Raw genomic sequence first — 14742 nt, 5'->3', positions numbered from 1 at the left:
GCTAATCTACCTGCGGCCCTCCTCCTAAACGAATGAGGCTGTTGGTTAAGAAAACTTCCTGCTGCTTTTCTTCCAGGCGGCGGGCTAAAGTTAGCGCCTGTCTGTAGTAGGTTTGAGCCGTGGCAAATCGGCCTAGATCTTCGTAGTACTGGCCGAGCTGACGATAGGTGATTAGCTGCTGCCAGCGATCGCTGCCGTCCAGCGTCAGCGCTACCCGCGCATCAAGCACCTCGGCTAAATCGCGGCGATCGCGCCGAGCCAGATAGATGGTAAACAACCCGTCTAGCGCCCGTAGCTGCAATGGGCGATCGCCCAGTTCCCTAGCCGAGCGTAGGGCTAAGCGATAGGCACCCACCGCACTGGAGTACTCGTCTAGGGCCAAGAAAACATCGCCCAGACTATTGAGCGTATTGGCTTCGCCCCTTAAATCGTTGCCCTGATAGCGGAAGTTGGCGGCTGACTCATACAGCTTTGCTGCTTCTGGCAGATTGCCGGCTGAGCGCTCCACCAGAGCTAGGTTGCTAAGACTGAGGCCAATACCCTGAAAATTCCGCACACTTTGGGCAATATTCAAAGCTTGCTCAAACGAATCCCTAGCTGTGCCTAGATAGCCGCGTTGCAAAAACAAGCTGCCCAGGTTGTTCCAGCCAAAAATCTGACCTTGCAAATCGTCATTGTCTCGCGCCACCGCCAGTCGCCGCCGCAGGGCATCCTCAGCCGCCTCGAACTGGCCTAGCTGGGTATAGGTGAGGCCGATATGGTCATAGGCCAATCCCATTGCGCTGAAGTCCTGCAGCTCTTGATAAATGGCGATCGCCTGAAACCAGGAGTTAATCGCCTGCTGGTAGCTGCCGTCCTGCTGCTGCTGCGCTCCTAGTCGCATCAGTTGGTCAGCCACATCTCGCGCCCGTCCCTCAGTACCGTTAAAAGCGGGAATGGCAAGCTGCTCGTCAATCTCAACTGCCCTGACTGGGCGGCTGACATTGGCTATCAGCGCCACCAAAACAACCGGCAACAGAGAAACTGACCAACGGTTTAGCTTACCCATGACGTTTTGCTTGCTAGGTGAAATAGACGATGGCGAATTAGATTTTTCAGCCGACTACAGAGCTGGCATCAGGTCAGCCGACTCAGCCGCTGTCTCCTCTGACTGCGGTTCGCTAGCCAAATAAATTTCTTGGATATCTTCTGGCAGCGCCGCTTCTAGCTCCTGGCAGGCCCGCCGCCGCCGCGATCGCACCTGAGCCGGGGTAATTCGCTCCCCTTCTGCCTGCAGATAAGCGGCAATCCGGGTTTCGCTCCAGCGGAAAGTCTGGGCCATCACCACGATCAGTCGCTGCGTCGGGTGGAGCCGATCTAGGGCCAGCTCAATGTAGCACCACAGCGGCGGCGAGGCTTCTGCGAGGGAGTAATGAATAGATTCGACCGGAGGCAAAACGGCCTGATTGATGCAGAGAGCCGTGATGTTGATCAGCCAGTTTTGTAGAGAAAAGGCAGGCTGCTGCGGTGTGGCACTGCTGAGGGCCGGAATTTCTAGACCGCCTAGCTCGTGGAGGATATGCCGCCAGGTGAGAGCGAAGAGATAGTCGGCTTGAACCGGCGACTTGGCGGAGTGCCGAATCAGCGTATAGACAATCGGGCTGTAGCGGCAAAAAATTGCGGTGAAGTATTTACCCGAATCAGGATGTCGCTGAAATAGCTCGACCAGGGTTTGGTCGCTAAGCGGGCTGAGCGCTCGAATCAGCTCGTGATTGCTTTCAGGAAACTGGGGAATCTTCACGGGTGCAGTGTCTATATAGAGTAGGCCAGTCAAAAAATGAATTGCTCCTACTATACCGACTGTCTTCTCCCGTGAACATATTTTTTACAAATCTGGGCTTGATAAACTAAAAAGAGAATCCTCGAAAAATTAATTTTTTGTAAGCTCGTCGCTGCTAGCTCGCAGCTATTTGCTCAATTCAGACAAAATATGCATCACTGCTGTTCATCGCTTGTTACCGCTATGCCCTCTCTATTTGGTGCCTTTTGGCCGGGTCTGCCCTTAGATAGCCTGCTCTCAACCCAGGGCATCATGGTGATGCTGCTGGTGGCCTATGCCGGGGCGATGTGGTTCTTTTTAACCAGTGCCCCCAAGGTTCATACGATGATGGTGTCAGACCTGGAGATGGCACGGCGGTTTTATGAAGGCATGTTGGGGCTACCGGCGGCAGATGTGCCGCTGCACTATTACTACAACTATGAGCAGACGCTGGGCACCGCTGGCCTTGACCCCATGTATATGTCAAGCAGCCTCGGCGGCGATCGCGCTATTGGCAGCCCGGATGGTCTCTGGTATCAGCTCAAGAAAAATACTCAGCTCCACGTCATCACGGGGGCTAGCCTGGGTCACAAAGATCGTCAGCGCCACGTCTGCTTTGATCACGATTGCCTAGAGCAGGTGCTGATGCAGGTACAGCTTCGCCGGGTCAAGCACAAGATTCGCCGCGACCAGCCACTGAACTTTTTAGTCAAGGACTATGACGGTCGGGTGATTGAGCTGGCGGAGATATCTAACTAGGCCAGTTTAGACAAGGGGTTGGGAACTGGGCGATCGCTCAGCAAAAAAAGGGAAGCGATCGCGCGATCGCTTCCCTTTCTGATTCAGTCAAAAATATGCGGTTGGGAAACCCTAGTTGCCCGTTTGCTTACTGGTCGTCTGAATATACAGAATCAACAGAAAGACGGTCGGCACAAGCACAAATAGGATGCTAGCAACAAAACCTAGGTTGTTAACTTCCATGAATTCCAGCCTCTACTCTCAAAAAAACTTCAAAAAATAATTCAGTCGTTACTCAGAATATAACTCAGATTGCGATCGCGATCGCCGAGAAATTGCCATGCGGCGGCGGTCAGGTTGCGGACTTGGCCTCTTCATACCGCTCGTGAGACGCTTTTTTATCCGGCTTGGTGATGACGCTGACCGGGCCATTAACCATCGCCTGACAGGCTAAACGGCAGCTTGGCGGACGTTTCTTCAGCTTGCGCTCTTCTACGGCTGTGCGGGGCGAGAGGTTTTCCATCCCTTCAGCAATCTCTACTACGCAGGTACCGCACTGGCCGTAGCCACCGCAGTTCATCATCTTGCCCATGAAGGTGTAGATGTCTACGTCGTTCTCAAGCGCTTTGAATCTGAGATTAGCGCCGTTGGCGACGACAATTTCCTTATCTTCTTTAATAAACTTAATATTTGCCATTGATAAAATTCCTCATGCTCAATCGAGGGGTTTTACAACTGTGTCAGGAGCTTGCTGGATAAGGACTACAAAATTAGTTTAAGGAAACGTAACAGAATTGTAACAGTAGAAGCGTCAGCCGTGAACTCGGACACTTTGCTGGGTGCATCAGTCCTAGCTGCACATTCTCAGTCCCTCAACCTGTTATCAGATCAATGGTAGGTATTTTTGTCCAGCATTGACAATCACGCTGACCTAACCTAGAACGAGCTGAGCGGTAATATTCAGCCTCTCCATCTTCCTCACCTCCCCAATCTCCCTTCTCCCTATCCCCCTATCATGACCATCGCCACAGCCATCCTACAGACTCCTCCATCCTCCCCATCTCCCTCATCTCCCCCACCCTCCTTACCTTCCCCATCTCCGCCATCTCCCTCCCTCCCCCCATCCAGCTAAGCACTGTCGAAGCCTACTCCCACTCCCTCAGTCGCTCTTCTTCAACAAAAGCTTCAGCTTCATCAACTGACTCAAACCAACCCCCCCTATCTACCAAAACTTGCGGTAACTTCTCACAATCCCTGTCCTTATAGGCTGTAAGTTCTGGCGGCAGCGCCGCATTACAAAGCAGCGGCGGATTCTCTCCTTCCAGTTGCTCACTGGTTAGGTTTTTCGCGCCACGGAAGTCTGTATTCAGCAAAATAGAGTAGCTGAGGTTGGCGTCGCGGAGGTTGGCGGAGCTGAGGTCGGCGTCGCGGAGGACGGCGAAGCGGAGGACGGCGTCGCGGAGGTCGGCGGAGCTGAGGTCGGCGGAGCTGAGGTAGGCGGAGCTGAGGTAGGCGTCGCGGAGGTTGGCGTCGCGGAGGTTGGCGGAGCTGAGGTCGGCGGAGCTGAGGTCGGCGGAGCTGAGGTAGGCGTCGCGGAGGTTGGCGGAGCTGAGGTCGGCGTCGCGGAGGACGGCGTCGCGGAGGTCGGCGGAGCTGAGGTCGGCGTTTTGTAGTTGGGCTTTGGTTAGGGATTTTTGAGATGCTAGCGTTCGGCAGTTGCCAAATAGCTTTTCGCCTGTGCGTTTGCTCCAGTTAGACCAGTGGGAAATTTCATTGCAGCCTTCCACCAGAGTCAGTACAGCTTGGCGTACCTCTGCAGGGCTGTCGCTGTAGAGTCGGCTGTAATCTTCTTTGACGGCTCTTTCGCGCAGATAAGATTCCACGGCAATCAAGGGCACTAGCAAAAAGCTGCTGAGCATCGCTAGGGTTAAGCGCCGCTGCCACAGGCTTTTACGAATAAAGCTGTCTGCTAAGGCTGAGAGAGGCAAGTCTTGCACCTGTTTTTTGCGAAAGCCTTGAGCATCAGAAAGTTGTCGTCCTTGAAACAGATAGCCTTTAGGCTGGCCTTGCTCTTTCCACTCCTGCGCCGCCAGTTCAATCTTGCGCTGCTGTCGTAGCAGGTCGCGGTTTTCGTCGAGCCATTTTCGTAGCAGCGGCCAGTTGCGGATTAGGGCTTCGTGGGCCACGTCTACAATCGCTACTCGGCTACCGTCACTTTTGCTGATCAGCTGGCTGGTGACGACGAGGTTGGCGTCGGCGAGGCATTTGATCACTTCGTCGATGAGGGGGGCGGGGTGTTGGGCGGTGATCAGGCTTTGCTGGGTGACGCGGCGGCGGGTGTCTTCAGCGCCTTCGCCGAGCTGGGTCAGATTGAGGAAGATGTGTTTGGTGGTGAGTTGCTTCTCTTCGCTAAAGCCCTGATAAACCTCATCCGCTCGCTGTTTCAGCGTGCCGGTGACGCCGCCAAGCCGGACGTAGGTGTTGAGGTGTAGGCGGTTGTCTTGGCGCTTTTCCCAGAGTTGTGTCAGCGTGTACTGCAGTAGCGGCAGGCTGCCGGGGGAGCGTTCCACGTCGTTGAGCAGGGTGTTGACTAGTTCCGGTTCTAGGGTGAGGCCCACTTGTGCGGCGGGTTTGAGGATGGCTTCGCTTAGCTCCTCACGGGTCATCGGCTTCACCGCCACCAGGTTGTTCTGCACCTGTTCGGCTAGGCCGCTGTAGCTCTGCTCAAAGCACTTGCCCACGAAGTCGGCTCGCATGGCCAGAATCAAGCAGAGTTTGTCTGTCGTCTCCAGTGCCCCCAGCAGCGTGGCGAAGAACTGCTCTCGCTCGGCGGTGTCCTGGCAGAGGGTGAAGACTTCCTCAAACTGGTCGATGACTAAAATGACGCGATCGCCTTCTGAGGTCTGCACCAGTCGCCGTAGGCCGTCCGCCCCTTCGTTGATCAGGGCTTCGGCTTTGCCCTGCTGCTCGGCGCGTTCGATGCGGGGGAGGTCGTTATCGATGAAGGCAGCCGCCAAACTCTGACAGGGGCGACTATCTGGGCGTAGGATGCGAATATCCCACCCGTCGCTGCCGAAGATGCGGCGGCCCACCTGGAGCTGATGCAGCAGTCCGGCCCGCAGCACGGAAGACTTGCCGCTGCCAGAGGCCCCCACGATCGCCAAAAAGTTTGACTGCCGCACCTTGTCTAGCAGCTCATCGGTGAGGGCGCGGCGACCGTAGAAATATTTGTAGTCGTCGTTATTGAAGTCGAAGTAGGATAGCCCTTTGTAGGGGCAGATGTCCTGAGCAGAGGTGGCTGTGGTTGTTTCAGCCGTTTCTGTCCACTGGCGCGTCAGGTTGATCGGTTCGCCAGAGTTGTTGCAAATCGGCGTCTGGATTTCCTGCTTCAGGGTTTGGTTGATAAAGTCCGTCAGCGATAGGTTCGTCACCCAGCGATCGCTAAACTGCCTTGGATCCAGTCCTGCCAGCAGCGCCTGAGTTAAAACGCTGTGGTCGCTGGTCAAGTCTTCGTAGGCCGGTTCGTACTCGCGGGAGGCAGCGATAAAGCAGCGATCGCGCCCCTTGCCGCGATCGCCCGGATCGGCCTCGCCAAAGTTGAGCAGTTCGCCGCTGTGGCAGCAGTCTAGCCAGATGATTTGCTGCCGCACCGGGCTTTCTTCTAGCAGTCGCCGCAGCCAGCGTAGAGACAAACCATAAAAATTGTGCGACGGGCTGACATCACTGGTGGCAAGGTAGCCTTCAGAAATGCCTAAATCTTCTCGCAGCCCGTGGCCTGAAAAGTAAAACAGCGCCGTATCGGGAAACTGGTCGCTATCAGGCTTAAACAACTTGACCAAAGCTGTTTTTAGTGCCGCTAGCGAAACCGCTGTCTGCTGACCTACCTGGGGCTTGCCGTCTGCCACAATCTCCGGTAGCCGCCACACCCGAAACTCGCCGTCTTGTTCTAGCCGCTGGGCGATCGCTTCGGCATCTGTTCCCGGCGCTTTCAACCTAGAAAGATGCTGATAGTGATTTATCCCAACAACTAAAGCGTCTCGACTCATGACACCTAAAGCGCGACGATTTCTATAGCAGTTCGCAGTTCATCCAGATCAGACACCAAGCTACAACGCTTACTTCATCCCTCTGCCCTTAATCTTCAACCTTTTGCTATATGCCAGCATAGTAGGGACTACACCGAAACCCGCAAGATTCCAGGAAAGTTCATGACCCAGCTCGCCCCCATCACCCTCGAAGACGGCACCGTCATTTTTATGGAAACAACTGAAGACGCACTGCCGCCGTTTGAGGCGATCGCGCAGCCGGAAGGTCCTACCCGCGTGCCCAAAGGCATTAATGAGCGAATGGCGAAAAACTTTCAGGCAATTCGCGGCACCGTCCGTGCCTATACCGCCCACACCCTCGACGCTTTCAAAGATCTAGCCCAAGCCAACGTTGACAAAGTCACTCTCGAATTTGGCATCAAAGTGGCTGGAGAAGCCGGAGTCCCCTATGTCACCCAGGGCACTGCCGAATGTAATCTTAAAATCACCGTTGAATGTTCTTTCCCTGATCCAGACAAGTGAATTCTGCCTGCCGCCGCGAAAGTTATTTACTCACTATAGAAAACTAAAAAGTAACGATTCTTTGCGAAATGTAAAGCTTCGGCGAAAGAATTTTAATAATCCAGGCCAACGATGAGGCGCAGGCCACAGGCTCAAAGCCCTAGAATTAGCTCGTGTTCCCCGCCCATACTGCAGTGGTGGGCACTTGAAAGCAAAGGCTTTTTATGGAACACTACTTCATACACTTTCATTTTTACATTTTTGTTGTCAAACCGTTGTTAATAGCATTCTGACTCTGACTCTAAAGTGCTGGAGACAGGTAGAAAATTACAGGCTTGACGAGTAAATAAACGAAGGTTTGGTGCGGCTGCGAGTCTGATAGGCTTATCAGTATCTAGCATCCTAACCTAAGGCTAAAAACAACTGTTGAAACCTAATCGAGGAGGAGCGTAGTCAATGGGACTACCCTGGTACCGAGTCCACACAGTCGTTCTGAACGATCCAGGACGGCTGATTTCTGTGCATTTAATGCACACCGCCCTTGTGTCAGGGTGGGCTGGCTCGATGGCTCTATTTGAGCTAGCAACCTTTGATCCTAGCGATCCCGTCCTGAATCCCATGTGGCGTCAGGGCATGTTTGTGCTGCCCTTCATGGCCCGCTTGGGTGTGACCGAATCTTGGGGTGGCTGGAGCATTACTGGCGGCCCTGCTATAGATCCTGGCTTTTGGTCTTTTGAGGGCGTAGCAGCCGCACATATCGTGCTTTCAGGTCTGTTGTTCCTGGCAGCCTGCTGGCACTGGGTCTATTGGGACTTAGAGCTGTTCACCGATCCGCGTACGGGTGAGCCTGCTCTAGACCTGCCCAAAATGTTTGGCATTCATTTATTCCTGTCAGGCTTACTTTGCTTTGGCTTTGGAGCCTTTCACCTCACTGGCCTTTGGGGGCCAGGCATGTGGGTATCAGATCCCTACGGCCTCACAGGGCATATTCAGCCTGTTGCGCCAGAGTGGGGGCCTGCCGGCTTTAACCCCTTCAATCCAGGAGGCGTGGTTGCCCACCACATTGCCGCAGGCATCGTCGGTATCATTGCCGGACTTTTCCACCTAACGGTACGACCACCCCAGCGGCTTTATAAGGCGCTGCGGATGGGTAACATCGAAACCGTACTGTCTAGCAGTATTGCCGCGGTTTTCTTCGCCGCCTTTGTAGTGGCTGGCACCATGTGGTACGGCAGCGCCACCACCCCCATCGAACTCTTTGGCCCGACCCGCTATCAGTGGGACAGCAGCTATTTCAGTCAGGAAATTGAGCGCCGAGTCCAGAGCGACATGGCGGCAGGGCTCTCTAGGGAGCAGGCTTATGCCAGCATTCCTGAGAAGTTAGCCTTCTATGACTATGTGGGCAATAGCCCCGCCAAGGGCGGTCTGTTCCGCGTTGGTCCGATGAACTCTGGTGACGGCATTGCTCAAACCTGGTTAGGACACCCCGTATTCACCGACGGTCAAGGCCGAGAGCTAACGGTACGCCGTTTGCCCAGCTTCTTTGAAACCTTCCCGGTTCTATTAGTAGACAACGACGGCATCGTACGGGCAGATATTCCTTTCCGGCGGGCTGAGTCCAAATACAGCTTCGAGCAAACTGGCGTTACGGTGAAGCTCTATGGCGGCGAGTTTGCCGGTCAAGAGTTCAACGACCCGGCGGTTGTGAAGCGCTTTGCCCGTAAGGCACAGCTAGGCGAGCCGTTTGAGTTCGATCGCGAAACTTTAGATTCTGACGGCGTGTTCCGCACCAGTCCACGCGGTTGGTTTACTTACGGTCACGCGGTCTTTGCTTTACTGTTCTTCTTCGGTCACATCTGGCACGGTTCCCGGACGCTGTTCCGCGACGTGTTTGCCGGTGTGGATCCTGAACTCTCTCCGGAACAGGTGGAGTGGGGCTTCTTTGCCAAGGTGGGCGACCAGTCTACCCGTAAATCAGAACCCACCTAGTCGTGGATGGGTAGGGTAGGCAATGCCCACCCTACTGGATGTACACTGTAGACAATAGGTAGTAAGACAGGATTTCTAATTATGGAAAGCGTCGCTTACATTCTGATTTTTGCGCTGGTGATTGGAACGCTCTTCTTTGCAATTGCTTTCCGCGAACCCCCCCGCATTTCCAAAGATTAATGAGACCCAGGTAATCTAATCTTTAGATTACTGTCCGTTTTTGATTAAAGTAGAGGCAGGCTTCTTGAGAAATTGAGAAGTTTGCCTCTATTTTTTGGGGAGTTGCTTATGCAATGCCCGTTTTGTCAGCATACCGACAACCGTGTTTTAGAATCTCGCTCTGCTGAATCAGGCCGCAGTATTCGGCGGCGACGTGAATGTTTGCGCTGTAGTCGTCGATTCACGACCTATGAACGGATTGAGCAGGTGCCTATTACGGTGATTAAACGCAGCGGCGATCGCGAGACGTTTGATCATTCCAAACTGCTGCTGGGTATCATGCGAGCCTGCGAAAAAACCGATGTTTCGCACCCGGCGATCGAGTCGATGGTTGATGATATTGAAGCTGAACTGCAGCAGCGCCCTTCGCGGGAGATCAGCAGCCGCGACATTGGAGAGCGGGTGCTGGGGCATCTGCAATCGCTCAATGAAGTTGCCTACGTTCGCTTTGCTTCAGTCTATCGACAGTTTCAAGGGATTAGGGATTTTGTAGAAACCCTGAATCAGCTTCAAGCGGGGGGAGAGGAGGCGGAGAACAATGCGTCCGATACGGGCGATCGCTCTCCGGTTTCTCTCAATGCCTAACCGCACCGCTCAAAAGTGAACTAGGGCGGACCGCGCCAGGGTTTGCCAGCGCTTGTCTAGAGAAAAATAGCCCAGTTCGACCAGATAATCGCGATCGCCTAACGGAATTGGCAAATACCAGTCCCGCGCCATCCGATAGCACTCCTGCTGCTGAAAGTCACGCGGCAAGGGTTGTTGAGGCTGCCAGTCGGTCACGTCATAGAGTCGCAGAGCCAGTAAGCTTTCTGAGGCGGCAATCTGCTGCATTGACTCAGCCGGTAAATCCCAATGCACATAGCCCCATTGAGCATCGCAGGGGCTGAAGCTCAAGGTCACTTCATCCGGCTGAATCGCCTCTGATACGGGGGACTCAGCCATGTTGCTCATTGTGGCGGCTGCAACAGCACTAGGCAGACCGACGCTGTTAGGCATCATTTGCACAGCTTGCAAAATGTCCTCAGGCGGCCCCTGATCGGCTTTCACCTCAGGCAGGGCAACTGCTGCCTGAGGTGTGACCGGCTTTGCTGGACTGGAAACCGCTGGACTGGGCAGTGAAGGTTCTATCTGTGAATTAGCTAGCGAGAGCTTGGAAGCAGATGACTGAGCCCAAGGGAGTATCGCGGCTTCGTCTGGGAGAGCAGCGACAGCCGCCTGTAGTTCCGGGGGCACATCAGAGGAGGTGTCTTCCAGGTAGGCTGAGTCAGAGTGCCAAGACAGATCTTCGGCTTCGTCGGGTATTTCCGCGATCGCGCTCAGCAGCGCCTCTGGAATATCCCCGGCAGACTGCAAACCTTCGCCGACTATCACCGGCTCTAAACGGGCAATTTCGTCTGTTTCCAGCGCTGGCTGGATATCCGCTGGCTGCGGCGGATCGGGCCAGTTGATCGGGAGCGGCACCGGAGACAAATTTTCTGAGGCGGCTTCATCAATTTCAGCCGGGGTCAAATCTGGCAGCTCTGGCAAAGTACCCGTGAGGGCCACCGTATCAGCGTCCGTCATTGCCTGGGTGTCTATATTTTCCGGCAAGTGAGTTTCTGCCTCGTGAGTCTGCCGCAGCAGGCTGTGTTTACCCTTCAGCGCGCTCAGCGCCCCTGGCTCTAAATTCAGAGCGGTTTCAAAGCTCTCTAAAGCCTCATCAGCCCGGCCTAGCTTAGCTAGAACCATGCCGCGCCGAATCAGCCCCCCGGCCAAAAGCGCTACCAGGCTAGAGGCTGAAGCCCCAGAAACAGCCGCTTTGAGTCGCTCTAAGTCAGCTGCTTCAATCGCCTGATGCAGACAGCTTAGGGCCATTTCATAATGACCTAGCTCAGCTTGGCGAATCCCCTCAGCCAGCGCCAAGCGGGCCTGAGTCAGTTTGTCTTCATCGCCAGCGATCGCCGGAGCAACGGATTCACCGTTAACGGTTGCTAAGATCTCATCTGGAATTTCAATGCGCACATCTTCCTCTTCTGCCGGGGGGGGTTCTGCAGAGGGCGGCAGCATTTTAGGCGGATCTGTCTTATCCGCACTTTTTCTACCTTGCAAAGCGGCACCTAGCAAAACCAGCAGCAGCACTATCGGCATTACGGCCCAGCGGGCCCAGGTCGGCAGCTCGTCCAGCCAAGCCTGCCAGGCGGGCGGAATTTCTAGCGGGACTGCGGCTTCTGGTTCAGCCTCGCCTGTAATCGGCGCGATGACGGTAGGATCTGCTGCCGCGTCGCTAGGCTCAATGGGTCTAGACGTTACAACGGTGGGGTCAGCGCTCTCTAGGGTATCTTGGGCCAGCGGCGTCTCTAAAAAGCTCAGCAAAGCCTGTTTGGCCGGGGTCAGCGGTTCCTGATAGACAAGGGTGCGAATTAAGGAGAAGGGATAATCTGCCTGGGTGAAATCGCTGCTGTCGATTGCAACGACCCGCAGATCTGGGCGATCGCTCAGTTCACTGACCAGCGCATAGGTAATGCCGTCGGTTCCTAGCGCCTGTACCAGGGTTTCTAAATCTTCGCTTTCGATTACTTCAGTATTCGGCCCGGTCAGCAACTGTGGCCCAAATACCGTGTAGCGGCTCAGCGCCTGCCGCACCGGACTCTCTGCCGCTCGATCTAACAGGCGAATAGAGCTAACCGGGCCGCCCAGCACTGACCAGTCGGTGATGTCGCCCCGCACAATGTCGGCAAACTGAACCAGCGTCAAGTCGGCTTTAAACGGATTGGCCTGACTGACGACAACGGCGATCGCTTCTCGATCCAGCGGTACCTGAACCAGACCTTGTGCCTCTTCGGTCGGCGTCAGGGGACGGGCGATCGCGGCAAAGTCAGCTTCTCCGCTCAGAACAGCCTGCAATGCTGTCTCTGAACTCTCGACGGTTAGTTCAGCCTCTGCCGTAGCGGCCTGTTGATTAAAAGCTTGCACCAGAGGACTGCTGAGAAATTCGACAGCAGGGGCGCTGAGAATCCTTAGCGGGGCTGCTGTAGGGGCAGCACTGGGCGTTGACTCTGGCGCTGAGGGCGACGCAGATTCATCGACTGGAGCAGACTGCTGCGCTGCTGAGGGAAGCAGCCAGAGATGAGGGGCTAACCCCGCAAGCAATGCCAAAGTGAGCAGAGCCGAGAGCCGAGAGAAGCGAGACATGGCAGTAGACATAAAAAACCACGGCTTGATTGTTCAAAGATAGCCAAAAAAAGTCGTCAGGCAGCAACAACTTTTGGCCTGGCGCTATGCTTGATGGCTCAAGACATTTTGTCAAGGCGTTTAACCATTTTGATATGTTCAATGCCAACTTCCCAATAGCGATCGCCCTGCTCCTCAAACCCTAGCTTGTGATAAAAAGCCACAGCCTGACACTGAGCCGAAACCATCACGGCATCGCGCCCCTGTACTTGGGCCTGCCGAATCAGGCACAGCATAATCTGGCGGCCAATGCCTCGTCGTCGCAGGGCCGCATAAACCGCCACTCGACCAATGCGGCCCTGGGGCGTCAGCCGTCCCGTACCCACTTTTAGCCCTTCCCAACAGGCTAAAGCATGAATTGAAAGCGGATCGAGGGCGTCTACCTCCAGGCCAGGGTCAATATTTTGCTCTTTGACAAAAACTTTCTGGCGAATATAGTGCAGCGTCTGTTTATGCGTTCTATAGTCAACGATCTCAACCCTGATCATGCGTAGTGACTGTCCGTGATGACTTGCTCAGCAGGCAAATATCATACAGGTCAGACTTCCCCTACGTGAGGGGAGCCAGTCCCCCGCACAGACAGCACCAACACTTAAGTATCAGTTTTTCTCGCCGACTCTGAAATTAAAGGTGAGTTCTGCGTCAGCAAAACTTCCTGGTGGCGAATGGTATTGATTGCCACTTCCCAAGGAAAAGTAAAAGACTGAAAAGACTCCGGCGAAATGCGATCGATATCGAGATCGACGACAACCTGCTGCAAAATTTTGAAAAGCTGCTGACGAATCAGCTTTAAATCTTCTAAATCTTGGGTTTCCTGCACCCGGTTGATCAGATGCAAAATTTCTAGATTGTACATATCAGCCCGGTTTTTCTGCCGCCCAATCAGCCAAAGCCGAAACTGCCAAATGCCAGAAGCGACTAGCAAGCTAACTGAAATCAACAAGCCAATCGGCTCAGCATATTCGACCAGGAAATAAGGCTGGTCTTGCTCATAGTAAGCCCTTGCCCCAGCGTGCAAGGGAATACCCAGGTCAGGAATGCCTTCTACAGGCGCAATCATCACGGCGGTGGGATAAATTTGAATTAACTCATTGCGAAACTCATAGAGGGTTTGGGTAAGCCGCCTGATAACATCATCGCTGAGAGATTCATGGGCAATGAGTAAAGCATTGACCGCAACCACGTCTAGGTCGGTTGCCGGAATGGGGAGTCCCCCGTCATAGCTGCCTTTAGGAATTTGGGTTGCTTCGACATAGGGCAGCGACAGCCGTAGCGCTTCTACCTGATCAATCGGCAGCAGACGCACCCGCTCACTCTGCAGCAGCGCGGCCACTGAAGCATTGCCCAAGCCGATTACCCGAAACAGGGCATCAGCTTCTCCTTGTAGTAAGGCTGCATGGGCCGCTGCTGGGTTATAAGCCTGAGCCTGAAAGTCATTGGGGGTAAGGCCATAGTGCTGACTTAGCGGCCAAAACAGCGCATAAGAACCGCTCCCTTCCGGCATCAGGGCGATGCGCTTCCCCCGCAGATCGGCAATGTGGTCAATGTTGGCCGCCTCAGCCACAATGAAGTGAAACATCTCTGGAAAGAGGCGGGCTATGCCTTTGGCCGCTGGCAGAGCAGGCGTATCGTTCTGTACTAGAGCTAGCTGTACCTGATTGGTCTGCAGCCAATCCATGTTTTGGGCTGAGCCTTCGGTCGAGCGGACTTCAATTTGAATATCGGGGTGATGCTGAGCTACGATTTGGGCAAATGCCTGCCCAAAAGCATAATACTGACCGCCTTCGCCGCCCGTGGCCAATACTAAGTGATAAACCTGCTGCTGCTCTCGCCAGGTTAGCGCCGCAAAAGCGATCGCCCCCAAAGCCCCGATCGCAATTACTGGAAGTAGCCATCGACTGGTCATAGCGAGTCCACATCATATAGACTGCAGCAATCTAGCGCCAGTTGCGTTCTGCCTGCTCGCGCACATAGACGGCTAAAGCCTCAATTTCAGCCGCGCTGAGGCGATCGCCAAAGGCAGACATATTGTTTTTGCCGTTGGTAATTAAATTGGCGATCGCTGCAACCGAGTCTACCTGATTGCGCTGCAGTGCCCTCAGCTTCAGGGTTTTGCCCCAGCGCACAATGTTCCCCCCGTGGGCATGGCAGCCCGCGCAGTGAATCTCAAAGAGCTGGGCCGGTGCTAATTCTGCCGCGACGGCCAGCCCAGGTGCCGCGATGAAAAGAGTCAGCATTAGG

Annotated in this window: 14 protein-coding genes; 5 read left to right on the top strand and 9 right to left on the bottom strand. The window is 54.5% G+C overall.

Annotation, left to right across the window (positions count from 1 at the left end):
* Window position 1 precedes the first annotated feature (1 nt).
* Both QJQ48_RS02665 and QJQ48_RS02660 read right to left on the bottom strand, forming a co-directional pair.
* On the bottom strand, window positions 2–1048 hold the full coding sequence (locus tag QJQ48_RS02665) for a tetratricopeptide repeat protein (protein WP_346289636.1): 1047 nt from the start codon (window positions 1046–1048) through the stop codon (window positions 2–4).
* Between the two features lie 54 nt (window positions 1049–1102).
* Window positions 1103–1780, bottom strand: a complete 678-nt coding sequence (locus QJQ48_RS02660; RefSeq protein ID WP_346289814.1) for an RNA polymerase sigma factor — start codon at window positions 1778–1780, stop codon at window positions 1103–1105.
* 222 nt (window positions 1781–2002) lie between these two features.
* Between QJQ48_RS02660 and QJQ48_RS02655 the strand changes: the two genes are divergently transcribed.
* On the top strand, window positions 2003–2557 hold the full coding sequence (locus QJQ48_RS02655) for a VOC family protein (protein ID WP_346289635.1): 555 nt from the start codon (window positions 2003–2005) through the stop codon (window positions 2555–2557).
* Between the two features lie 111 nt (window positions 2558–2668).
* Here the strand turns inward: QJQ48_RS02655 and psbM are convergent, their stop codons facing one another.
* From psbM to QJQ48_RS02640, 3 genes are all read right to left on the bottom strand, one after another.
* Entirely contained in the window at window positions 2669–2779 is a 111-nt protein-coding gene (gene psbM / locus QJQ48_RS02650; RefSeq protein ID WP_346289634.1) for a photosystem II reaction center protein PsbM, read from the bottom strand.
* Window positions 2780–2888: 109 nt separating this feature from the next.
* Complete coding sequence (locus tag QJQ48_RS02645) at window positions 2889–3233, bottom strand: 2Fe-2S iron-sulfur cluster-binding protein (RefSeq protein WP_346289633.1); 345 nt, start codon at window positions 3231–3233, stop codon at window positions 2889–2891.
* A 448-nt stretch (window positions 3234–3681) separates the two neighbouring features.
* On the bottom strand, window positions 3682–6582 hold the full coding sequence (locus QJQ48_RS02640) for an nSTAND1 domain-containing NTPase (RefSeq protein ID WP_346289632.1): 2901 nt from the start codon (window positions 6580–6582) through the stop codon (window positions 3682–3684).
* A gap of 162 nt (window positions 6583–6744) precedes the next feature.
* On the opposite strand from QJQ48_RS02640, the gene QJQ48_RS02635 reads away from it, so the two are divergent.
* The 4 genes from QJQ48_RS02635 (at window position 6745) to nrdR (ending at window position 9876) form a co-directional block, all read left to right on the top strand.
* Window positions 6745–7104, top strand: coding sequence for a CU044_2847 family protein (locus QJQ48_RS02635; protein WP_346289631.1), 360 nt, complete (start codon window positions 6745–6747; stop codon window positions 7102–7104).
* A gap of 435 nt (window positions 7105–7539) precedes the next feature.
* Window positions 7540–9072: a photosystem II chlorophyll-binding protein CP47 gene (psbB, locus tag QJQ48_RS02630; RefSeq protein WP_346289630.1), complete on the top strand. Its 1533-nt coding sequence runs from the start codon at window positions 7540–7542 to the stop codon at window positions 9070–9072.
* Between the two features lie 81 nt (window positions 9073–9153).
* The gene (locus QJQ48_RS02625; RefSeq protein WP_346289629.1) at window positions 9154–9252 is read left to right on the top strand and encodes a photosystem II reaction center protein T; all 99 of its coding nucleotides are present in this window, start codon (window positions 9154–9156) and stop codon (window positions 9250–9252) included.
* 108 nt (window positions 9253–9360) lie between these two features.
* On the top strand, window positions 9361–9876 hold the full coding sequence (gene nrdR, locus QJQ48_RS02620) for a transcriptional regulator NrdR (protein ID WP_346289628.1): 516 nt from the start codon (window positions 9361–9363) through the stop codon (window positions 9874–9876).
* 9 nt (window positions 9877–9885) lie between these two features.
* Here the strand turns inward: nrdR and QJQ48_RS02615 are convergent, their stop codons facing one another.
* The 4 genes from QJQ48_RS02615 to QJQ48_RS02600 all read right to left on the bottom strand — a co-directional run bounded on the left by QJQ48_RS02615 (window position 9886) and on the right by QJQ48_RS02600 (window position 14738).
* Window positions 9886–12462 (bottom strand): substrate-binding domain-containing protein, encoded by a 2577-nt coding sequence (locus tag QJQ48_RS02615; RefSeq protein ID WP_346289627.1) that lies wholly within the window; start codon window positions 12460–12462, stop codon window positions 9886–9888.
* Between the two features lie 98 nt (window positions 12463–12560).
* Window positions 12561–12989: a GNAT family N-acetyltransferase gene (locus QJQ48_RS02610; RefSeq protein ID WP_346289626.1), complete on the bottom strand. Its 429-nt coding sequence runs from the start codon at window positions 12987–12989 to the stop codon at window positions 12561–12563.
* A 104-nt stretch (window positions 12990–13093) separates the two neighbouring features.
* Window positions 13094–14407: a TAXI family TRAP transporter solute-binding subunit gene (locus tag QJQ48_RS02605; RefSeq protein WP_346289625.1), complete on the bottom strand. Its 1314-nt coding sequence runs from the start codon at window positions 14405–14407 to the stop codon at window positions 13094–13096.
* 31 nt (window positions 14408–14438) lie between these two features.
* Window positions 14439–14738: a c-type cytochrome gene (locus QJQ48_RS02600; RefSeq protein ID WP_346289813.1), complete on the bottom strand. Its 300-nt coding sequence runs from the start codon at window positions 14736–14738 to the stop codon at window positions 14439–14441.
* Between the last annotated feature and the right edge of the window lie 4 nt (window positions 14739–14742).

The sequence above is a fragment of the Sphaerothrix gracilis Ecp01 genome (genome assembly GCF_030405905.1).
Taxonomy (GTDB): Bacteria; Cyanobacteriota; Cyanobacteriia; order Phormidesmidales; family Phormidesmidaceae; genus Sphaerothrix; species Sphaerothrix gracilis.
The sequence above is the reverse complement of the archived record's forward strand: the minus strand, read 5'-3'. Positions and strand labels throughout refer to the sequence as shown.